The organism is Vibrio toranzoniae (assembly GCF_024347655.1).
Lineage (GTDB): Bacteria > Pseudomonadota > Gammaproteobacteria > Enterobacterales > Vibrionaceae > Vibrio > Vibrio toranzoniae.
This window is the reverse complement of record NZ_AP025514.1, coordinates 2,745,525-2,765,936: the sequence shown is the minus strand read 5'-3', so window position 1 is coordinate 2,765,936 and position 20,412 is coordinate 2,745,525. Positions and strand designations below refer to the sequence as shown.

Annotated in this window: 18 protein-coding genes and 1 tRNA gene; 9 read left to right on the top strand and 10 right to left on the bottom strand. The window is 43.7% G+C overall.

The genetic code is table 11. The annotated features are described in order from the left end of the window. Nucleotides 1-5: 5 nt before the first annotated feature. The gene (gene murA, locus OCU50_RS12475; RefSeq protein WP_060468670.1) at nucleotides 6-1,271 is read left to right on the top strand and encodes a UDP-N-acetylglucosamine 1-carboxyvinyltransferase; all 1,266 of its coding nucleotides are present in this window, start codon (nucleotides 6-8) and stop codon (nucleotides 1,269-1,271) included. Nucleotides 1,272-1,421: 150 nt separating this feature from the next. Next, nucleotides 1,422-2,147 carry a 1-acylglycerol-3-phosphate O-acyltransferase gene (locus OCU50_RS12470; RefSeq protein WP_017055313.1) on the top strand — a complete coding sequence of 242 codons (726 nt, stop codon included), beginning with the start codon at nucleotides 1,422-1,424 and terminating at the stop codon, nucleotides 2,145-2,147. Between the two features lie 109 nt (nucleotides 2,148-2,256). On the opposite strand, the gene OCU50_RS12465 is transcribed toward OCU50_RS12470, so the two are convergent. From OCU50_RS12465 to arcA, 5 genes are all read right to left on the bottom strand, one after another. After that, nucleotides 2,257-2,646 carry a RidA family protein gene (locus OCU50_RS12465; RefSeq protein WP_004735319.1) on the bottom strand — a complete coding sequence of 130 codons (390 nt, stop codon included), beginning with the start codon at nucleotides 2,644-2,646 and terminating at the stop codon, nucleotides 2,257-2,259. A gap of 135 nt (nucleotides 2,647-2,781) precedes the next feature. Beyond that, nucleotides 2,782-3,243: an aspartate carbamoyltransferase regulatory subunit gene (gene pyrI, locus OCU50_RS12460; RefSeq protein WP_060468669.1), complete on the bottom strand. Its 462-nt coding sequence runs from the start codon at nucleotides 3,241-3,243 to the stop codon at nucleotides 2,782-2,784. Between the two features lie 12 nt (nucleotides 3,244-3,255). Then, the gene (pyrB, locus tag OCU50_RS12455; RefSeq protein ID WP_004735321.1) at nucleotides 3,256-4,185 is read right to left on the bottom strand and encodes an aspartate carbamoyltransferase; all 930 of its coding nucleotides are present in this window, start codon (nucleotides 4,183-4,185) and stop codon (nucleotides 3,256-3,258) included. Between the two features lie 265 nt (nucleotides 4,186-4,450). After that, nucleotides 4,451-5,455: an ornithine carbamoyltransferase gene (locus OCU50_RS12450; protein ID WP_060468668.1), complete on the bottom strand. Its 1,005-nt coding sequence runs from the start codon at nucleotides 5,453-5,455 to the stop codon at nucleotides 4,451-4,453. 156 nt (nucleotides 5,456-5,611) lie between these two features. Then, entirely contained in the window at nucleotides 5,612-6,832 is a 1,221-nt protein-coding gene (gene arcA, locus OCU50_RS12445) for an arginine deiminase (protein ID WP_060468667.1), read from the bottom strand. A gap of 577 nt (nucleotides 6,833-7,409) precedes the next feature. Between arcA and rraB the strand changes: the two genes are divergently transcribed. After that, nucleotides 7,410-7,826 (top strand): ribonuclease E inhibitor RraB, encoded by a 417-nt coding sequence (gene rraB, locus OCU50_RS12440; RefSeq protein ID WP_017055307.1) that lies wholly within the window; start codon nucleotides 7,410-7,412, stop codon nucleotides 7,824-7,826. A 127-nt stretch (nucleotides 7,827-7,953) separates the two neighbouring features. Beyond that, on the top strand, nucleotides 7,954-8,751 hold the full coding sequence (locus OCU50_RS12435) for a glycosyl hydrolase 2 galactose-binding domain-containing protein (protein WP_060468666.1): 798 nt from the start codon (nucleotides 7,954-7,956) through the stop codon (nucleotides 8,749-8,751). Between the two features lie 93 nt (nucleotides 8,752-8,844). Here OCU50_RS12435 and OCU50_RS12430 read toward each other — a convergent pair whose 3' ends face one another. From OCU50_RS12430 to pepA, 4 genes are all read right to left on the bottom strand, one after another. Next, nucleotides 8,845-9,750, bottom strand: coding sequence for a bifunctional helix-turn-helix transcriptional regulator/GNAT family N-acetyltransferase (locus OCU50_RS12430; protein WP_082710356.1), 906 nt, complete (start codon nucleotides 9,748-9,750; stop codon nucleotides 8,845-8,847). 223 nt (nucleotides 9,751-9,973) lie between these two features. Then, a complete protein-coding gene (locus tag OCU50_RS12425) occupies nucleotides 9,974-12,862 on the bottom strand; it encodes a valine--tRNA ligase (protein ID WP_060468665.1) in 2,889 nt (962 codons plus the stop codon). A 102-nt stretch (nucleotides 12,863-12,964) separates the two neighbouring features. Next, the gene (locus OCU50_RS12420) at nucleotides 12,965-13,414 is read right to left on the bottom strand and encodes a DNA polymerase III subunit chi (protein ID WP_060468664.1); all 450 of its coding nucleotides are present in this window, start codon (nucleotides 13,412-13,414) and stop codon (nucleotides 12,965-12,967) included. A 99-nt stretch (nucleotides 13,415-13,513) separates the two neighbouring features. Then, on the bottom strand, nucleotides 13,514-15,034 hold the full coding sequence (pepA, locus tag OCU50_RS12415) for a leucyl aminopeptidase (protein WP_017055301.1): 1,521 nt from the start codon (nucleotides 15,032-15,034) through the stop codon (nucleotides 13,514-13,516). A 192-nt stretch (nucleotides 15,035-15,226) separates the two neighbouring features. On the opposite strand from pepA, the gene lptF reads away from it, so the two are divergent. Next, entirely contained in the window at nucleotides 15,227-16,327 is a 1,101-nt protein-coding gene (lptF, locus tag OCU50_RS12410; RefSeq protein WP_046224430.1) for an LPS export ABC transporter permease LptF, read from the top strand. 3 nt (nucleotides 16,328-16,330) lie between these two features. Beyond that, the gene (gene lptG / locus OCU50_RS12405; RefSeq protein WP_060468663.1) at nucleotides 16,331-17,401 is read left to right on the top strand and encodes an LPS export ABC transporter permease LptG; all 1,071 of its coding nucleotides are present in this window, start codon (nucleotides 16,331-16,333) and stop codon (nucleotides 17,399-17,401) included. A gap of 64 nt (nucleotides 17,402-17,465) precedes the next feature. Here the strand turns inward: lptG and OCU50_RS12400 are convergent, their stop codons facing one another. Further along, nucleotides 17,466-17,942 carry an RDD family protein gene (locus OCU50_RS12400; RefSeq protein WP_017055298.1) on the bottom strand — a complete coding sequence of 159 codons (477 nt, stop codon included), beginning with the start codon at nucleotides 17,940-17,942 and terminating at the stop codon, nucleotides 17,466-17,468. A 195-nt stretch (nucleotides 17,943-18,137) separates the two neighbouring features. Here OCU50_RS12400 and OCU50_RS12395 point away from each other — a divergent pair. The 3 genes from OCU50_RS12395 to OCU50_RS12385 all read left to right on the top strand — a co-directional run bounded on the left by OCU50_RS12395 (nucleotide 18,138) and on the right by OCU50_RS12385 (nucleotide 20,208). Then, a tRNA-Leu gene (locus tag OCU50_RS12395) sits at nucleotides 18,138-18,222 on the top strand. Nucleotides 18,223-18,465: 243 nt separating this feature from the next. After that, nucleotides 18,466-18,873, top strand: a complete 408-nt coding sequence (locus OCU50_RS12390; RefSeq protein WP_060468662.1) for a VOC family protein — start codon at nucleotides 18,466-18,468, stop codon at nucleotides 18,871-18,873. Between the two features lie 81 nt (nucleotides 18,874-18,954). Next, entirely contained in the window at nucleotides 18,955-20,208 is a 1,254-nt protein-coding gene (locus OCU50_RS12385; RefSeq protein ID WP_060468807.1) for a cyclic di-GMP phosphodiesterase, read from the top strand. Nucleotides 20,209-20,412 lie beyond the last annotated feature (204 nt).

The following is a 20,412-nucleotide window of genomic DNA, read 5'->3' as shown; positions in this document are numbered from 1 at the left end:
TTATGATGGAAAAGTTTCGAGTTATTGGATCAGACAAGCCGTTAAGCGGTGAAGTGACGATCTCAGGCGCAAAGAATGCAGCGCTACCTATTTTATTCGCATCAATCCTTGCTGAAGAGCCAGTTGAAGTGAGTAATGTCCCCCACCTACGTGACATTGATACGACGATGGAATTACTTAAACGCTTAGGCGCGAAAGTATCACGCAACGGTAGTGTTCATGTTGATGGCAGCGAAATCAATGAGTTTTGTGCGCCTTACGATTTGGTAAAAACAATGCGTGCTTCTATCTGGGCTTTAGGTCCGCTAGTGGCTCGTTTTGGTGAAGGGCAAGTGTCACTTCCTGGTGGTTGTGCGATTGGTGCTCGACCTGTTGATCTACATATCCATGGCCTAGAACAACTAGGTGCGACCATTACATTGGAAGATGGTTATGTGAAAGCAAGTGTTGATGGCCGTTTGAAAGGCGCGCACATCGTGATGGATAAAGTAAGCGTTGGCGCTACGATTACTATCATGTGTGCAGCAACACTAGCGGAAGGGACTACAGTATTAGACAACTCTGCGCGTGAGCCTGAGATCGTTGATACTGCTGACTTCCTAAACAAACTGGGTGCTAAGATTTCTGGCGCCGGTACAGACACGATTACTATCGAAGGCGTTGAACGTCTTGGTGGTGGTCAACACTCTGTGGTTGCTGACCGTATCGAAACGGGTACCTTCCTTGTTGCTGCGGCAGTGTCTGGCGGTAAAGTGGTTTGTCGCAATACCAACGCTCATCTTCTTGAAGCTGCCTTAGCGAAGCTTGAAGAAGCGGGTGCGAAGGTTGAAACGGGCGAAGACTGGATCAGCCTTGATATGACAGGTCGTGAGCTGAAAGCGGTGAAAATCGTCACAGCACCACACCCTGGTTTCCCAACCGACATGCAAGCACAGTTCACGCTGCTAAACATGATGGCAAAAGGCAGTGGTGTGATTACAGAAACGATCTTCGAAAATCGCTTTATGCACATTCCTGAGTTACAACGAATGGGCGCAAAAGCTGAGATTGAAGGTAACACGGCTATCTGTGGTGAAACAGAGAAATTGAGCGGCGCTCAAGTCATGGCTACGGATCTTCGTGCATCTGCGAGCCTTGTTATTGCTGGTTGTATTGCTCAAGGTGAAACCATCGTTGACCGTATTTATCACATCGATCGTGGCTACGATAAGATTGAAGATAAGCTGTCAGCTTTAGGTGCTAACATCACACGATTTCATGAGCCTAACTAACTTAGGTTAGTGTCTTCATGAGTAAATAAGATAAAAACACAAAAGTCGGAACCTTGGTTTCGGCTTTTTTATAGTTGTATTTACCGTAAATGACTCTGTTACTATTCTCTGTTAGCAGATAAACGAATGTTACGGTTGGTGAGGAACAAAATGATAGCAATCTTACGTATTTTCGCTTTAGCGATATTTGCGATTCTTATGTTTGTATTTGGGTGTGGCTACTGTTTATTAAGTCCCCGTAACCCGAAACACGTATTTACTTTTGGCCGTTACTTTGGACGTATGTCAAGAGTCTTTGGTATGAAGCTGGAGCTGCGTATCCCGGAAGATGCATACTCTCGCGGGCAGCATGTTTATGTGGCCAACCACCAAAACAGCTGGGACCTATTCACGATTTCATCCGCGGTAACACCTAAAGTTGTCACCGTGGGTAAGAAAAGCTTAGCTTGGATGCCTCTATTTGGTCAGCTTTACTGGTTGACGGGCAACATTCTGATCGACCGTGCGAACCGCAGCAAAGCAGTGGGGACGATTGATCAAGTGGTTAATAGCTTAAAAGGCAGCGATGTGTCGGTATGGATGTTTCCTGAAGGAACTCGTTCTCGTGGCCGCGGCCTGTTGCCGTTTAAGACGGGTGCTTTCCATGCTGCGATTGGTGCTGGCTTACCTATTATTCCTATCGTGTGTAGCTCTACGGGTGACGTGAAGTTGAACCGCTGGAATAATGGTCACGTGATTGTTGAGATGTTGCCACCTATCAGCACTGAAGGTTACAGCAAGTCGAATGTTCGTGAACTGGCTAACCTAGCTCGTGAGCAGATGGCTGCTAAGCTTGAAGAGTTAGACAAAGAAGTGGTTGAGCTTAATAAAAAGTAATTATCTAAGCGAAGCGATGAACAATAAAAAGGTTGCCATCTAGGCAACCTTTTTTGTATCTCATCAACGCTTAGTTCTACGTTAAACCGACGACTAAATAGAGCGAAATCTATTTGCGAACCGCAATAGCTTCGATTTCGATACCTACATCTTTTGGTAGACGAGCGACTTCTACACATGAACGTGCTGGGTAGTTTGCAACGCCGTGCTCATCAAAGAATTTACCGTAAACTTCGTTTACTGTGCCGAAGTCGTTTAGGTCTTTAACGAATACCGTTAGTTTTACGATGTCTTTTACTGTCAGGCCTGAAGCTTCAACAACCGCTTGAACGTTGTCTAGAGATTGGCGAGCTTGCTCTGCGATGTCAGCAGATACTTCACCAGTGGCTGGGTTTACTGGGATTTGACCAGAAGTCAGAACCATGTTGCCAAGGTCAACACCCTGTACGTATGGGCCGATTGCAGCTGGAGCTGATTCTGTGTGAAGTACTTTAGTCATTAGTTATTCCATCAGTTATTAGATAAAAATTGATTTTCAGTGTGCCTTCAAACTTAGGCTAGGTAAAGCGCAAAATACCCCGCACAGGCGAGGTATTGAGTAGTTTTTGCGTTCGATCGGTGTTGCCGTATCGTGTTACCTTTCTGTCACGATTTCGCGAGAGAAAACTTTTTCACAGTACTTACACCTTAATCGAATATCTTCTTTCTTTTCAAAGATCTTAAAGCTGCTTTCAACAGGCTCGTTGTGGGTGATGCAGTTGGTGTTTGGACACTCAAATACGTCGTTGATTTGCTCTGGAAGTTCTAATGCCAGCTTTTTAACGACTGCGTAATCTTCGATCTGGTTAACGGTTGCGTGAGGCGCGTAAAGTGCCAACTTGCTTGCTTGTTCTTCCGTAATAAACACATTTTCAATTTTGAGCAGGTCTTTTCCACCTAGCGCAGAAGATGGCAGGTTTAGGCCAATCGTTACTCGCTGATTTGAGTTATGCATGTCGAACAGTTTTAGCACCTTGATCCCGATGTTAGCTGGGATATGGTCGATAACCGTTCCGTTTTTGATTGCTTCAACTTTTAATTGAGTCTCTTTAGACATGATATCTCTCCTCTACAGTGTTTCGTTAAGAACAAGGGCTAGCAGTGCTTCACGTGCGTAAACACCGTTCTCTGCTTGCTGGAAGTAGTACGCGTAAGGTGTTTTATCGACATCGACAGTAATTTCATCAACACGAGGAAGAGGGTGAAGAACCTTTAGGTTATCACGTGCATTTTCCAACATCGGAGCAGTCAGGATGTACGCTGATTTGATGTGCGCGTATTCCGATTCATCAAAACGTTCTTTCTGAACTCGAGTCATGTACAGAACATCCAGCTCAGGAATCACATCTTCCATGTCGGTAAGTAGTTGGTACTTGATACCCGCCTCATCAAGCTCTTCACAAATGTAGTCAGGCATCGCCAACGCTTCTGGCGCCACAAAGTAGAAACAGATGTTGTCGAATTTCGCTAGTGCTTGAGTCAGCGAGTGAACCGTACGACCGTACTTAAGATCCCCAACAAATGCCACGTTTAGGTTATCTAGGCGGCCTTGTGTTTCAGCGATAGAGAACAGGTCTAATAGCGTTTGTGTTGGGTGTTGGTTTGCTCCGTCACCTGCATTAATAACCGGTACGCCGTTAGAGAATTCAGAAGCTAGACGCGCTGCGCCTTCTTGAGGGTGGCGCATTACGTAAGCATCAACGTATGAAGAGATAACTTGCACTGAGTCTGCTAGCGTTTCACCTTTCTTCGCCAGTGAAGTGTTACCACCACTGTCGAAACCAATCACATCACCGCCGATGCGTTGAATAGCCGTTTCAAAAGAGAGGCGAGTTCGCGTTGAAGGCTCGAAGAAGCAGCTGGCAACAACTTTGTTCTTGATGAGTTCTGGGTTTGGTTCAGCTTTAAGTTGACCTGCCGTTTGAACAATTAATTCTAGCTCTTCACGAGAAAGCTCTGGAATTGAGATGATGTGCTTTTGATAGAGCGAATTCGCCATGATCTTCTTCCCCACAATAATGTATTGGCCATAAAAAAGCCCCCCATAAGGGAGGCTTTAAAAAAGTGCTGAAAAGCAGAATAGACGGCCTGGCAAGCATGCTAGCTTGCGATCAATATTAGGTGTTTTCACAATTTTATTATGTGTTATCACAATATTGGTTGGCGTCATTTTCACTACTCTCAGACAAATTGCCGAGAATTATACGCTTTCAATTTGTGAGCGCAAGCGATTACATCAAGCTTTTGTTTACTTTCATTATTGTCTATTGACCAAGAGTCGCGACCATTACGGCCTTGATGGTGTGCATACGATTCTCTGCTTCATCAAACACAATAGAGTAATCAGATTCAAACACTTCGTCTGTTACTTCCAAACCGTTCATTCCATATTTGTCTGCGACTTGCTGGCCGATCACTGTTTCATTGTTGTGGAAAGCAGGCAGGCAATGCATGAACTTCACTTGAGGGTTACCTGTGAGCTTTATGACATCCATATTCACTTGGTAAGGCGTCATTACAGCCACGCGTTCGTCCCAAGCTTCGGGCGCTTCACCCATGGAAACCCAAACATCGGTGTAAAGGAAATCACAATCTTTCACGCCTTCAGTTACGTCTTCAGTTAGCGTGATTTTTGCACCTGTATTTTGCGCAATAGCTTGGCACTCTTCAACGAGTTGTTCTTCTGGCCAAAATGCTTTTGGCGCGACAAGGCGAATATCCATGCCCATTTTAGTAGCACCCACTAACAGAGAGTTCCCCATGTTATTACGTGCATCACCAAGATAGGCAAAGCTGATTTGGTGCAGATGTTTACCACGACCATGCTCAAGCATAGTGAGGAAATCAGCCAAGATCTGGGTTGGATGAAATTCATCGGTTAGACCATTCCAAACCGGCACACCAGCGTATGCGCCAAGATCTTCGACAATGCTCTGGCCAAAACCGCGATATTCAATACCATCGTACATACGACCTAGTACACGAGCCGTATCTTTCATTGATTCTTTCTGACCAATCTGAGAACCAGAAGGACCCAAATAAGAGACTTGAGCACCTTGATCAAAGGCGGCGACCTCAAAAGCGCATCGAGTTCGAGTTGATGCTTTTTCAAAGATCAAAGCGATGTTTTTGCCGTTAAGCTTTTTCTGCTCTGTACCTGCATACTTAGCTTTTTTTAGGTCAGCAGACAGATCGAGTAAAAACTGAATCTCTTTAGGAGTAAAGTCGAGAAGTTTTAGAAAGTTACGATTGCGAAGATTAAAGGCCATCTCTCGCTCCTTGGGTATATAGAATCAATGAAGAACTCAGTTAAACATAAAAATGCTGTATTTGTGAATACTTATTTTATTTTTTTGATAAAAAAGGCCAGTAAAATAATACTGGCCTAGATACGCTATTGTTTGCGATTAGCTGAGCTATTTGACTTAGATACCGTCTCTTTCGATAGGACAACTCATACAACGAGCGCCACCACGGCCACGACCGAGTTCGTTGCCCGGAATTGTCAGAACTTCGATACCGGCTTTGTCGTACTTCTCGTTGGTGTAAATATTGCGTTCATAACCGATAACGGTACCCGGTTTCACCGTTAGTACGTTGTTAGCGTCATTCCACTGTTCACGCTCAGCTTCGTAGTTGTCACCACCCGTGGTTATAATCTTCAGTTGATCGAGTCCTAATGCACCTTCAATAGCAGAAAGGTAGTTGTCAGCCTTTTCTACACGCATCTCGCCATTTTCTTTTGGCGTTAAGCGCCAGGTGTCTAGGTCTTTGCGAACAATTTCTGGGTAGACTGAGAACGTGTCGATATCCATATGAGTCATTACCGTATCAAGGTGCATGCAAGAGCGGTGCTTTGGTAAATCAATCGCAATGACTTCTTTCGCTTGACCGGATTTGAATAAACTTGCCGCTAGGTTTTCGACACCCTGTGGTTTAGTTCGCTCTGAAATACCGATAAGTACGGCGCCTTTACCAATAACTAGGACATCGCCGCCTTCAATATTGGCGTTGTCGTAATGAAGATCTTCATCACCGAAATACTTAATAAAATCTTGGCCAGCGAATACAGGGTGCCAGCGATATATTGCTCGCAAGTGATTCGTTTCTCGTTGACGAGCTGGCATCATCATCGGGTTAAGAGAGACGCCTCCATAAACCCAACATGAGGTATCTCGTGTAAATAGATGGTTAGGGAGCGGTTCGATAACGAAATCGAGTGGTCGATGCATCTTCGGTAGCATTGAAGATGATTTGATAGGAAGCTCTGAGTAGGCTAAACCACCAAGTAGGAGCGTGGCCAAGTGCTCATTGTCCATTTGAGCAAGGTACTCTCTTAACTCACGTGCGAATGTAGGGCCGTAACGGAAATCAGAGATTTGAGTATTAAGCAGCCATTCACGAGCTTGAGTCACTGCGAGTGTCTCAACTAATAGGTCATGCAGTAACAGCACTTCAACGTCTTGGTCACGCAGTGTTTCTGCAAAGGCATCATGCTCTTCACCAGCAGCTTCAACGGCAAGTACATCATCAAATAGAAGTTCGTGACAGTTTGAAGGGGTGAGGTGGGTGAGTGCTCTTTCAGGTCTATTTAGGAGAACTCGTCTTAATTGACCGACTTCGGAGCCAACGTACAGCTTACTCATTTTGCATCCTTACTATTAATCCAACTTCTATTTATGACAAGCTTGATCGTAATATGCAAGTTTTGAAGATTGTGTAAAGGCTGTGTTGTTCTAATATTTTTGGGTTTAAATTCTGAGTTATTTAAGTTTGATGGTATTAAAATCCAATCGAAAGGCTTAATTCTGGAACAAACTTTTTGCGGTTCTATGCTTAAATTTTAGTTATTCGATGATCCACTATGCTTGGTGAACATGATTTTCCATTCAAAAAGTATGCAGTTATTTACTTTTTAATGAGGTTTTATGCATCAGTCAAGTGATCGTCAGTATGCATTTGATATGACTAACCACTCAATTTTTGAAGACTAAGACTAAAAGTAACAATAAAAATGAAATGCTAAAACACACGACGGTTAATAAAATGTTGAAAATTTGTTTATGTGATTTTGATTTCACTTTTGAATCGATATCGCCTTTGCTATCTCGCGATAAACTTACCTTTCTAAGCCTGATCTAGGTGGCTTTTCTAGACGATCCGTGCCATATTTCGTGGCAATCAAATTTGATCTTTTCATAGTCAACACTCTGGAGCAGACACATGTCTCACGAAGATGAATATCTATCAGTAGCGGAATTAATTGAATTTCAAAAGGAAGAGACTCGCGACATCATTACAGCATTAATTGAAGATGGTAGCGATCCTGAAGCTCTATACGATATTGAGCATCACCTATTCGCTGAAGATTTCGACGTACTTGAGAAAGCGGTTGTTGAAGCATTCAAAATGGGCTTTGAAGTGCTTGAAGCTGAAGAGACAGAAGACGAAGATGGTAAAAAGCTACTTTGTTGTGATGCAACGATGCAGTGTACTCTGAATGCAGAAGCGATTGATGAGCAAGTTGAAAAGCTTGTAAACCTTGCTGAAAAGTTTGACATTATCTATGACGGTTGGGGCACTTACTACGAAGGTGCAGATGCTATCTACCCTGAAGAAGATGATGAAGGCGAAGAGTAATTCTTTCCCAATTTTAAAAGAATGCCAGCGACTAGCTGGCATTTTTTTTGTCCTCAGAAAAATGAATGTCTTTATATGCATTCATTCATTATAATGCGGTCAAAATTGATCTAGCTCAAGGAATGACATGCGGCTACCTCTCGATGGTCTTTGGCAAATTTCGCCACTGACGGATCTCTCAATCCCACAAGATGACATTACCTTTCCTGCTCCGTTAAGCTCTAAACTCCCTGATCACTTGAGTGAAGAGGAAATCGCAGAGCAAGAGTGGCACCTGATGCATGACATCGAAGTGGATGATGCCATGTTGGCGTGCCCATTTGTTGAGCTAGTTGTCGCAGGCGTTGACTACTTTGCAGAAGTACGACTCAATGGCGTTGCCGTGTTTGACTGTGATGGTAGCGAAGCTGAATATCGTAAAGACATTCGCCCTTATATGCAGCTTGGTCGCAATCGTTTTGAGATCCTTTTCCTTGAAGAAGAGGAGAGCCTGTTACTTGAAGAGGATATGGATGACTCTGTATCTTCAGCAGCCGTTACTAAATCAGATTCACGTATTGGGATTTGGCACGCACCGTATTTGCAGTTTGTTCGTAATGTGAAGCTTGAACAAGTCGTCACCGAGCAAATCTGGCACCACGGTGGTGGTTGTGAGTTTAAAGTGGATGTTATTTATCAGACATTAAAAGCAGGGCTAGTCTCTGCATCAATCAAATTCAACGGTATGACATTAGTCATGCCAATAGATGTACGAGCTGAGCATACTGGTGTGGTATTTCAGGTTGAAGCTCCGATCCTTTTTGATCTTGATAACCCCAACCCTAAGCATTTATATCAATTAGAAGTTGAATTGGATGGACAGAAAGAGAGCTCTTTTGTCGCCTTGAATCCAGCCTCTTGCGTGAGTAATTTTTTGCGTAACTAGTGGTTCTTCAATTAGCCTGTTACGCAATGCATCAATTCGTGTACTCGCTTCTCATCAATGAACTGCCGACGCTAACCCTATTTCAAAAACACATTATAGCGTTTTGGCCATGACCACCTCACAAGCGTCATGGCCTGTTTCCCCCCAAGCTGAATCAAGGTGATCAAAGCCCAGTTTTTCGTAAAGTTTAACGGCGGCATTAAGGCATTCGGTCGTTTCTAGATACATATGTTGATAACCCAGAGCTTTAGCTTTCTCCATCGACATATTAACCAACTTCTTCGCTAAGCCTTTGCCTCTGGTTTCTGGCAAGAAGTACATCTTTTGCAGTTCACAGACTTCTGGCATACCGGCTAATGGTGCAAACCCGCCACCACCGACCACCTTTCCATCAAGCTCAATCACCCAATATTGCGATCTTCCATTGTTATAAACACTGAACATGTCTTCTAAGGTGGGATCCGCCACACCATAACCTTTGTCTTCGGTTAACCCGTTTTCATAAGAGACTTGGCGAATCACATTGGCAACTTCGGTGTTGTCTTGCTGTTTTAGGGGGCGAACCTCCACATTACTTGAGGCGTGGCTTTGTTGCAGTGCTTTTAGATATTGCTCTATTCCGCCTGCGACTTGTTGAGTTTCCGTTTCGGTTAAACGTTCGAGTACCGAATCGTAAAATTGATTTTGTTGCTGGTGTAGCTTGGTCAGTGTCTCAAGACCTTGGGGGGTTAATGAGGCAACAACACTGCGCTTATCATGGGGGTGTTGCGAGGTTTGAATCAGTGAGTTCTTTACTAGATTATTGACTGCTCTACTGGCGTTAGATTTATCGATATTGAGCTTATCCGCCAGTTGATTCACGGTTAATGGCTGCAGTTCTAACTCGATAAGCGTATGGGCTTGAATTGGAGGTAGGGCAATATCACCACAATCTTTGTCGAGCATTCCAAGGTGTCGAACGAGCTGACGTGATAATTCTCTAAGTTGTGCAGAAGTCATGTTACCTCCTCAGTATGATTTTAATACATATAATGTAATTGCGACTCGCAACCATGTCAATAAGCTATGTCACTGGACTACGTCAATAAGTAATGGTCATTTCGTTTATTGCTAACCTTTGGAGGAGTTATTTGAGGGTAGGGTTTTCTTTAGGTCATAAAAAAGCCGATGTTTTCACACCGGCTTTCAATTGGTACTTAATCACTCAACTGAGCATTGAAGATTATAGAGCTGCGATGGTCATTTTTTGCTCTTCAAGCTTAACAAGAGTCTCTTGGTAGCCTTCTAGCTTTTCACGCTCTTTCGCGATAACCGCTTCTGGTGCTTTAGCAACGAAACCTTCGTTACCTAGCTTACCTTCGATACGCTTAATCTCACCGTGAGTCTTAGCCACTTCTTTATCTAGACGAGCAAGCTCAGCACCTTTGTCGATAAGACCCGCCATTGGGATCATCAGCTCAGATTTGCCAACAAGCTTAGTAGCACAAGCTGGAGTCGCTTCGCCGTCTGCTAGAACTTTAATGTCGTCTAGTTTAGCCAGAGAGTTCAGAACGATCTTGTTCGCTTCGATACGAGCAGCGTCTTTCTCATCAGCGACTTTGATCATTACTTCTAAGCCTTGGCTTGGTGCAATGTCGTATTCTGCACGTAAGTTACGGATAGCTGTGATGAAAGTCTTAACCCATTCGATGTCTTCAACGATCTCAGCATTGAAGTTATCTTCATTAAACTGAGGAAGCGCTTGAGTCATAATCGTTCTTTCTTCTGAATCAGGGCCTTCAACACCGTCAATGAGTGGAATAACGCTCTGCCAAATAGATTCAGTGATGTAAGGAAGAACAGGGTGAGCAAGACGTAGAGTCTTCTCTAGAACCGTGATAAGCGTGTAACGAGTCGCTTGTTGCTGAGCTTCAGACCCTTTCCAAAGAACCGGTTTAGTTAGCTCTAGGTACCAGTCACAGAATTGGTTCCAGATGAATTCGTAAAGCGTGTTTGCTGCCATGTCTAGACGGTAGTTGTCTAGATGAGCGTTAAACTCTTTCGCTGCAACTTCAAACTGAGATTCAATCCACTTATCGGCTAGAGAGAATTCCATGTTTGCACGGTCTTCAACAGACAGTGACATGCCACAATCGTGTTCTTCTGTATTCATCAGTACGTAACGGCTTGCGTTCCATAGCTTGTTACAGAAGTTACGGTAACCTTCAAGACGCTTCATGTCCCAGTTGATGTCACGGCCTGTTGAAGCCATAGCAGCAAGAGTGAAACGCAGTGCGTCAGTACCGTATGGTTCGATACCGTTTTCGAAAGTCTTACGTGTATTTTTCTCGATTTTAGCGGCTAGTTTAGGTTGCATCATGTTGCCACAACGCTTCTCTACTAGCTCTTCAAGGCCGATGCCGTCAATCATGTCGATAGGGTCAAGTACGTTACCCTTCGACTTAGACATCTTGTCGCCGTTTTCATCACGGATAAGACCTGTCATGTAAACGGTTTTGAAAGGTACTTGAGCTTTGCCATCTTCATCTTTCACGAAGTGCATGGTCATCATGATCATACGAGCAACCCAGAAGAAGATAATATCAAAACCAGATACTAGCACTTCAGATGGGTGGAATGTTTTCAGCGCTTCAGTATCTTCAGGCCAGCCTTGTGTGCCGAACGTCCAAAGTGCAGAAGAGAACCAAGTGTCTAGTACGTCGTCGTCTTGCTTAAGTACAACAACAGGCGCTAGGTTGTTCTTTTCACGAACTTCTTCTTCAGTGCGACCTACGTAAACTTTACCATCGTTGTCGTACCATGCTGGGATACGGTGGCCCCACCAAAGTTGACGAGAGATACACCAGTCTTGCACGTCACGCATCCACGCGAAGTACATGTTTTCGTACTGCTTAGGCACAAACTGGATTTGACCATCTTCAACGGCTTTAACTGCAGGCTCAGCAAGAGGCGCTGTGCGTACGTACCATTGGTCAGTCAGCATTGGTTCGATAACGACACCACCACGGTCGCCGTAAGGTACGGTTAGGTCGTGATCTTTGATCTCTTCAAGAAGACCAAGTTCTTCGAATTCAGCAACGATAGCTTTACGAGCAGCAAAGCGCTCCATGCCTTGGTACTTAGCAGGGATGTCTGTTGAGTAAACATCGCTTTCTTCGCCGTTGGTTGTGAATACTTCAGCAGCATCACGGATATCAGCGTTGAACGTTAGGATGTTGATCATTGGTAGGTTGTTGCGCTTACCCACTTCGTAATCGTTAAAGTCGTGAGCAGGTGTGATCTTCACACAACCAGTACCTTTTTCCATGTCTGCGTGCTCATCGCCTACGATAGGGATAAGACGGTTAACAACAGGAAGCAGGATCTCTTTACCGATAAGATCTTTGTAACGTGGATCTTCAGGGTTTACGGCTACGCCAGTATCACCAAGCATGGTTTCTGGACGCGTAGTTGCAACAACAATGTAGTCTTTGCCATCAGCCGTTTTAACACCGTTCGCTAGCGGGTAGCGGAAGTGCCACATGAAACCTTTTTTGTCTTTGTTTTCAACTTCAAGATCAGAAATTGCAGTGTGTAGTTTAGGATCCCAGTTTACTAGACGCTTACCACGATAGATTAGGTCTTCTTCGTATAGACGAACGAACACTTCTTGAGTTGCAGCCGATAGGCCGTCATCCATAGTGAATCGCTCACGATCCCAGTCTACAGATGCACCAAGACGACGAAGTTGTTGAGTGATCGTGCCACCTGATTCGCCTTTCCATTCCCAGATCTTGTCGATGAAAGCTTCACGGCCGTAGTCGTGTTTTGTTTTGCCTTCTTCAGCAGCAATCTTACGCTCAACAACCATTTGAGTTGCGATACCGGCGTGGTCAGTACCCACTTGCCAAAGCGTGTTTTTGCCTTTCATACGTTGAGCACGGATAAGCGTATCCATGATCGTATCTTGGAACGCGTGACCCATGTGTAGGCTGCCAGTGACGTTCGGTGGCGGGATCATGATGCTGTAAGCTTCTTTTGATGTGTCACCGTGTGGCTTGAAGTAGCCTTTCTCTTCCCAAGTCTGATACAGAGCTTGTTCGATTGATGTTGGGTTGTATGTCTTTTCCATAGTGCTCTTAAACGGATACTGTGAATGGTTAATCGTGGTCAAACTTCATAAGTGAAGCTTCTTGAATCTAAATCCAAAGATAGCTTTAACTATGAGGTTTGACTATGGATGTTGAATCTCGATAGTTTGTAGCTGATATCCAGCCTGACGGTAAATTTTATACCTTTCTCTAGCGAGTTGCTTAGCTTTTTCTTCGCAAGGAACGAAGTCTATCACCTGAGCAAAGGCGTTCGCAAAGGTTGTATGATTATCGGCCAGATTAATTACCAGCTGACGATTCCAATTGTGTTTTACACCTTGGTAGCCGATTTCAATGTTGGTTGAATATTTCGGACCTTCGCCAACTAAGTTATGTGCAATAAATTCACTGGGTTCGACTTGCCAGAAAATCTCTGCGATACGTTCAGCATGTTCTTTGTCATTACAGTTGAGATAAAGTTTAGCGCCTTGTTTCGCAAAGTGCTGAGCAAGAAACAGCACATAGTGAGTAAAACCTTCTTCACTGGCTTGCGGGCTATCTGATGACACTATGTAAAACGTAGCTGTCTGCATGCTTAATACTCGAACTGGAAATCGTGGCTATTCATCTTACTTGCTTAATCGAGTCTGACAAATAGCGCTTATTAAAAAAGGGCCCGTAGGCCCTTTTCATTATTTTGAAGATTGCTCTTCAGTCTCATGGCCGCTGCGGTTCAATAAGAATTGGACTAGCATTGAGACAGGACGACCTGTCGAGCCTTTCGCTGCACCAGATTTCCAAGCTGTACCTGCGATATCCAGGTGAGCCCAGTGGTATTTCTTAGTGAACTTAGACAGGAAGCAACCAGCAGTAATAGTACCGCCAGGGCGGCCGCCGATGTTCGCCATATCTGCGAATGGGCTATTTAGCTGCTCATGGTACTCGTCTGCCATTGGTAGACGCCATGCACGGTCACTTGCTTGCTCAGAAGCATTCACAAGTTCGTGAGACAGTGGGTTGTGGTTTGATAGAACGCCACTGATGTGGTGACCTAAAGCAATAACACACGCGCCGGTTAGCGTTGCCACGTCAACCACACATTCTGGTTCAAAGCGCTCAACGTAAGTTAGTGCATCACACAGAACCAAACGACCTTCAGCATCAGTATTTAGAACTTCAACGGTTTGGCCTGACATCGTTGTTAGGATGTCACCTGGGCGATAAGCATTGCTACCAGGCATATTTTCACAGCCTGCTAGAATACCAACAACGTTGATTGGCAAGTTCAGTTTCGCCAATGCTTTCATTGTTCCGAATACAGACGCTGCACCACACATGTCGTACTTCATCTCATCCATGCCTTCGCCTGGCTTAAGTGAGATGCCGCCTGAATCGAACGTAAGGCCTTTACCAACAAGTACAATCGGCTTTGCATCTGAATCAGGTGCGCCTTTGTATTCCATGATAGACATCATCGATTCGTTCTTAGAGCCACGACCTACCGCTAGGTAAGAAGTCATGCCTAGTTTTTCCATCTCTTCTTCACCGATGATCTTAGTCGTTACGGTTTCGAAGTCGTCAGCTAGGCGACGAGCTTGAGAGGCAAGGTATGCTGGGTTAGCAATGTTTGGTGGCATGTTGCCAAGGTCTTTAGATGCTTTCACACCGGAAGCAATAGCAAGACCGTGAGAGATCGCTTTTTCACCAAGGCTTAGCTCGCGACGTGTTGGTACGTTGAACACCAATTTACGTAGCGGACGACGAGTCTCTGGCTTGTTGCTCTTGAATTGGTCGAATGTGTAAAGACCATCTTTAGTCGCCTCAACCGCTTGGCGAACTTTCCAGTAAGTGTCGCGGCCTTTAACGTGAAGTTCTGTTAGGAAACATACTGCTTCCATAGAGCCTGTTTCGTTTAGTGTGCTGATGGTTTTTTGGATAATTTCTTTGTATTGACGCTCGCCTAGCTCACGTTCTTTACCACAGCCTACCAGTAGAACACGTTCTGAAAGTACACCAGGTACTTGATGCAGTAGTAGCATCTGGCCAGGTTTACCCTCTAGGTCACCGCGACGAAGCAGTGAACTAATATAGCCATCGCTAATCTTATCTAATTGCTCGGCTACTGGAGAAAGGCGGCGCGGTTCGAATACACCGACAACGATACATGCGCTGCGCTGTTTCTCTGGGCTGCCACTTTTTACACTGAACTCCATGCGTACTCCTACATCCTGAAGACAAATCAAACTAAATGTTAGATAATGGGTTCTTACTTGTTGGATCCTATAATGGAACTAACCTTAAAGAAGAACACTGACACTTAGCTAAAAATTGAAAAAAATAAAAGGTTCAACGGGAAATTATAGTGATTCAATCAAAAAAACAAGTTTTGTATAGGTAATTTGAGTGTGATTATTGTTAGATATTTGATCCGCGAGACAATCAAGAGCCAATTTGCGATCTTTTTTGTTCTCTTTCTCGTGTTTCTCAGCCAAAAATTCATCAGTGTTTTAGCGGACGCCTCTGATGGTGATATTCCTGCGAGCCTCATATTGTCGATCGTTGGCCTAAATATGCCAGCGATGGGCTTACTGATGCTTCCACTCAGTATCTATATTGGTATTTTACTTACTTTTGGGCGTCTTTACGCTGAAAGTGAAATAGTCGTAATGAACGCCACGGGTATTGGTAATAAATTTCTTATCCAATCTGCGCTTTATTTGGCTTTGATTACCGCATCGGTTGCAGCCTTTAACTCATTTTGGTTATCTCCTTGGTCGCAAGACAAAGTTGAGCAAATGTATGAAGAAGTGGCTGCAGAGAACAGCGTTGATTTGCTGCCAAAAGGTAAGTTTGAAGGCACGCCGGATGGTTCTTCTGTCGTTTTTATTGATGATATCGACGGTAATAAGTTAAAAAATGTGTTTGTTGCTCAAATGCGCCCACGTGATTCTGTACTACCGAGCGTGATGTTCTCTAAATCAGGCGATGTCAAAGAGCTTAGTGATGGTCGCCAAGTTATTGTGATGTACGATGGCACTCGACATGAAGGTGTTCCAACACGTCTTGACTATATGGTGACGCACTTTGAGGAGTACGAAGGCCTAATTGGCCAACGTGAAGTCGAGAAAAAAGGTCGAGATTGGGAAGCCATTCCTACGCTCGAACTGATTGGTAATCCAGAAAACAGTGCGAAAGCAGAATTACAATGGCGAATTTCATTGGTGCTTTGCATTCCATTGTTGACCATGCTTGTTGTGCCACTGTCTGCGGTGAACCCTCGACAAGGTCGTTTCGCTAAAATTGGCCCAGCCATTCTAATTTACCTAACTTATTTCTTAGCAATTAGTGCAACCAAATCTTCGATTGAAGAGGGGAGTATCCCTGCGGTAGTCGGCATGTGGCCAATTAATGCGTTATTGTTATTTGTCGCAATTGGTGCAAACTTTATGGATAGTGTGCCAGTAAGGCGTTTGAAAGAAAAATTCAAGAATAAAAGGTTAGCTTAAGCCGTGTTTAAGATTCTCGATTTATATATAGGCAGAACCATCATCGCAACGACGTCGCTGGTATTGGTGACGTTTGTTGGTCTCTCTGGGATTATCAAGTATGTAGAGCAGCTGAGAAAGGTTGGTCGTGGTACCTATGATTTATTACAAGCGCTGTATTTCGTTTTATTGAGTGTTCCTCGTGATATAGAAATGTTCTTTCCAATGGCGGCATTACTTGGTGCATTGATTGGATTAGGTATGCTTGCTGCAAGTTCTGAATTAGTGGTGATGCAGGCTGCGGGTTTCTCTAAGTTAGATATTGGCTTATCAGTACTCAAGACCGCGATTCCACTAATGGTTGTCGTGACTCTTCTTGGTCAATGGGGAGCGCCTCAAGCACAAAAAATGGCTCGCGACTTAAGAACTATATCGATTGCGGGTGGTAATATTATTTCCACTCAAAGCGGGGTATGGGCGCGTGATGCCAATGACTTTATATTTGTTGTCAAAATTGACGATGAAAAGCTATATGGTTTGAACATGTGGCGCTTTGATGAAAACAAAGCACTTAAGACGGCGATATATTCTGAAGAGGTCGATTACGTTGGAGATAACGTTTGGACAATGAACGATGTCGAGATCACATCTTTCGAAAATGAGCTCCAGATTTCCAAAGAAAGCCTCCCTACATATTCATGGCAGACATCTCTTGCCCCAGATAAACTTGCGATTGTTACGGTTAAGCCTGAAGAGCTATCTTTAAGTGGGTTGTATGATTATGTATCTTATCTGAAGGCGTCAGAGCAAGATGCGTCACGCTATGAACTGGCGTTATGGCGAAAGATAACTCAGCCTATTTCGATAGCGGTTATGATGTTGATGGCATTGTCGTTTATCTTTGGCCCTCTACGTAGTGTGACCATGGGGGCTAGGATTCTTTCTGGTGTTATCGCTGGTTTTACTTTCTATATATCCAGTGAGTTTTTTGGTCCTGTGAGTTTGGTTTATCAAATTCCCCCCGCTTTTGGTGCGCTAGCCCCGAGTGTAGTATTCCTCGGAATAGCAGTCATGCTCTTGAGGCGGAAACTGTAAATAGAAAAAAGGAAGGTATAACGCCTTCCTTTTTTGATCTTGATTAGAGCTAACTTAAATCACGCTATCGTGCTTGTGGTAACACAACGACTTCGGTCTTTGCCCAGATATCGTGAAAACCACGCTTTTGTGGATCGAATGGAACACATAGGTTTGCCAATCCAAAACCTGAAGTACCTAAACGAATCAGCGCCTGAGTTACTGTAATAGCTGAACCGTCTTTGTTTTGAACGCGTAGCTTCCAGGCTCTCATTCCCAGAGTTTGTCCTGCTCTTGTCCAGAAGAACACAAAGAAGTAAACCCAAACCACGACTAAGTAAAAAGTATACGCTGGGCTCCAAATCGGATGGTTTGTTAAGAAGTCACTAACATCTGCATATCCGCTATGGTTAAAAATACCAAGAGCCATTAGAGCGTGCAGCAGAGCGACAATAACGCCAGCTGCCAACATTTCAATAGCGATTACGATAAGAGCGTCATAGAACAAGGCACCAAATCGGCGCATTACTCCTGCTGGTGGCAGAGTGTTTGTTGATGTCATGGTGTTATTACTTCTTCAAAAATTGAGGCGTCAGAATATAGTTTAAGGCTTAGCGTGAAAAGAGACATAACGCACAGCTTATGACTTAGTGGCGAAATTATCGGCAAACACACATGAATTCAAGTTTTTATACTTGCCACATCAGTTCGCATACGTATAATGCCAAGCATCGAAAGGGCAACGCCTCAAGATAATGCCGGTATGGTGAAATTGGTATACACGACGGATTCAAAATCCGTTGCCTTCGGGCGTGGCGGTTCAAGTCCGCCTACCGGTACCATATTTAAATGATAAAGCCTCGACTTCTGTCGGGGCTTTGTTGTATTTCCATGATGGAAAGCTTACCGTTCCATTCACGGTAGAAGCGCTTTTCAATCAGTTAGATCTTGCTGTTTCATTCTGAACTTGTACTGTTTTCCTTCGTAATTCCATTTCTTAAAAAATTAATTATCTTAAATCAGAATGTTACCTGTCATTCTTTCTTCTATTGTCTATGTTTAAATAAATAACAAAGGAGAGATATATGCTGACAGTAACCCCTTACTTGTTTTTTGATGGCCGTTGTAATGAAGCATTGTGTTTTTATCATAAGTGTTTTGGTGGTGTGGTTTTATCGAAGCAACTTTTTAGTGATGCGCCACAGGTAGTTGAGGGGGCTCAACCTGATTGGGTGATGCATGCTGAGTTTGAAGCGTTTGGTATGAAGCTCATGATGTCTGATGGTGTTAAGGCAAGAGAACTCGAAGGGAATAACCTTGCACTCTCTCTTGTTACTGAAGACACCACGACTCAAGAGCAAATCTTTGAAAATCTTAAGCAGGGTGGGCGTGTGATGACTCCACTAGCGGATACTTTTTGGGGATCTCGGTTTGGTAAGGTTGAAGATAAGTTTGGTATACGTTGGATGATACATTGCGATTCTTTAAATTAAACCTCTGAAATTGGATAGTGAAATTACTGCTTGGTTTTATTAGAATTATACGTAGAGATTATTAATCAATACTATATAAAAATGGGCAGCATAAAGATTACCGTAGATCGCATTCAGCCCGGTCTACATATACGACTCCCAGTAAAATGGAATGAACACCCATTTCTACTCAACAGCTTTAAAATCAAAGATGACGCCCAAGTAAAAGTCATTCGACATCTTGGGATTAAGCATGTCTATATAAACCCGAACCAAAGCGACACATCTCCCTTACCTGTTAACCACGTGAGTGAGCAAGTCCTTGATACTGATTTACAGGTAAGTCTTGAAACGGAAAGAATGTGGAAAGATAAACATGAGCGTATTGAAACTCTAAGTTCTTACCGCCGCAGAGTAAGCCATTGTGAGAAAGAGTTCGAACGTTCGCTTGCTCGTATGCGTTCAATTATGACCAAGATTCGTAATCGTCCTTTAGATGCGGTAGGGGAGATAAAGGCTCTTGTTGACGATATTGTCGAAACACTCGTGAGTGATGATAACGTCACCCTGCATCTTATGAATGCTAAAGTGGACTTTGATGATCTCTACTTTCATACATTGAATGTTTCTGTTGTTGCATTAATGATAGGTAAGGCTAAAGGGTTCGATACTCAACAATTGAAAGCTCTCTCCTTTGCTGCGTTATTTCACGATATAGGTAAAATAAAAATACCGACGGCTATCTTAAGAAAACAGACTGCGTTGACGGTACCGGAAGAAAACTATTTAAAGCTTCATACTAAATACGGTGTGGATATAGTAGCGGGGATTGATGATTTTCCTGACAGTGCGAAGAAGGTAATCGGTCAGCACCATGAAATGAATGATGGTTCAGGTTACCCAGAAGGGTTAACGGAAGGGGAGATTGATGAATTCGCTAAAATAGTCGCAGTGGCTAATGCCTTCGACAACCTTTGTCATGGTAGAGGGCAACCTCAACAGAAGATTCCTTACCTAGCACTGTCTCATTTGTATAAGAATTGCAAACATCTATATAGTCAGGACAATTTGAGCCTGTTAGTCAAGTTTATGGGAGTGTATCCACCGGGTACAGTGGTGCAGCTTTCAAATGAATCAATTGGGATTGTGATTTCTGTTAATGCCAAACACATGCTTTATCCGAATGTACTGATCTATGATCCTAGCGTTCCAAGAACCCAAGCCCCGATCATTGACCTCTTTACTAAAGAGATAAAAATTGTCAATGCCGTTCATCCAAGCAAGTTACCGGAACAAGTTAGAGAATATCTAAACCCAAGGGCTCGTTTATCCTACTTTTTTGATAATGGTGAGTAGTTACCCACAGGGTGTTGTGGGTAACTTGTTCGAAACTTGGGTTAAAAGTGGTATAAATAAGCCCTTGATTGAAATGTCTTCACTTAACCTATTTTTTTAATAAAAAACGCATTTTATGCTTGCCAATAAGAACTGCATCTCTATAATGCCGCCTCACTGACACGGTAGATGCCACAAGGCTTCAGCGAAGAATGTTAGTAAGGC

Excerpts from the sequence above, each read along its gene's own strand:
- murA (WP_060468670.1), top strand. The coding sequence starts at position 6 with ATGGAAAAGTTTCGAGTTATTGGATCAGACAAGCCGTTAAGCGGTGAA.
- OCU50_RS12470 (WP_017055313.1), top strand. The coding sequence starts at position 1,422 with ATGATAGCAATCTTACGTATTTTCGCTTTAGCGATATTTGCGATTCTT.
- OCU50_RS12465 (WP_004735319.1), bottom strand. The coding sequence starts at position 2,646 with ATGACTAAAGTACTTCACACAGAATCAGCTCCAGCTGCAATCGGCCCA.
- pyrI (WP_060468669.1), bottom strand. The coding sequence starts at position 3,243 with ATGTCTAAAGAGACTCAATTAAAAGTTGAAGCAATCAAAAACGGAACG.
- pyrB (WP_004735321.1), bottom strand. The coding sequence starts at position 4,185 with ATGGCGAATTCGCTCTATCAAAAGCACATCATCTCAATTCCAGAGCTT.
- OCU50_RS12450 (WP_060468668.1), bottom strand. The coding sequence starts at position 5,455 with ATGGCCTTTAATCTTCGCAATCGTAACTTTCTAAAACTTCTCGACTTT.
- arcA (WP_060468667.1), bottom strand. The coding sequence starts at position 6,832 with ATGAGTAAGCTGTACGTTGGCTCCGAAGTCGGTCAATTAAGACGAGTT.
- rraB (WP_017055307.1), top strand. The coding sequence starts at position 7,410 with ATGTCTCACGAAGATGAATATCTATCAGTAGCGGAATTAATTGAATTT.
- OCU50_RS12435 (WP_060468666.1), top strand. The coding sequence starts at position 7,954 with ATGCGGCTACCTCTCGATGGTCTTTGGCAAATTTCGCCACTGACGGAT.
- OCU50_RS12430 (WP_082710356.1), bottom strand. The coding sequence starts at position 9,750 with ATGACTTCTGCACAACTTAGAGAATTATCACGTCAGCTCGTTCGACAC.
- OCU50_RS12425 (WP_060468665.1), bottom strand. The coding sequence starts at position 12,862 with ATGGAAAAGACATACAACCCAACATCAATCGAACAAGCTCTGTATCAG.
- OCU50_RS12420 (WP_060468664.1), bottom strand. The coding sequence starts at position 13,414 with ATGCAGACAGCTACGTTTTACATAGTGTCATCAGATAGCCCGCAAGCC.
- pepA (WP_017055301.1), bottom strand. The coding sequence starts at position 15,034 with ATGGAGTTCAGTGTAAAAAGTGGCAGCCCAGAGAAACAGCGCAGCGCA.
- OCU50_RS12400 (WP_017055298.1), bottom strand. The coding sequence starts at position 17,942 with ATGACATCAACAAACACTCTGCCACCAGCAGGAGTAATGCGCCGATTT.
- OCU50_RS12390 (WP_060468662.1), top strand. The coding sequence starts at position 18,466 with ATGCTGACAGTAACCCCTTACTTGTTTTTTGATGGCCGTTGTAATGAA.
- OCU50_RS12385 (WP_060468807.1), top strand. The coding sequence starts at position 18,955 with ATGGGCAGCATAAAGATTACCGTAGATCGCATTCAGCCCGGTCTACAT.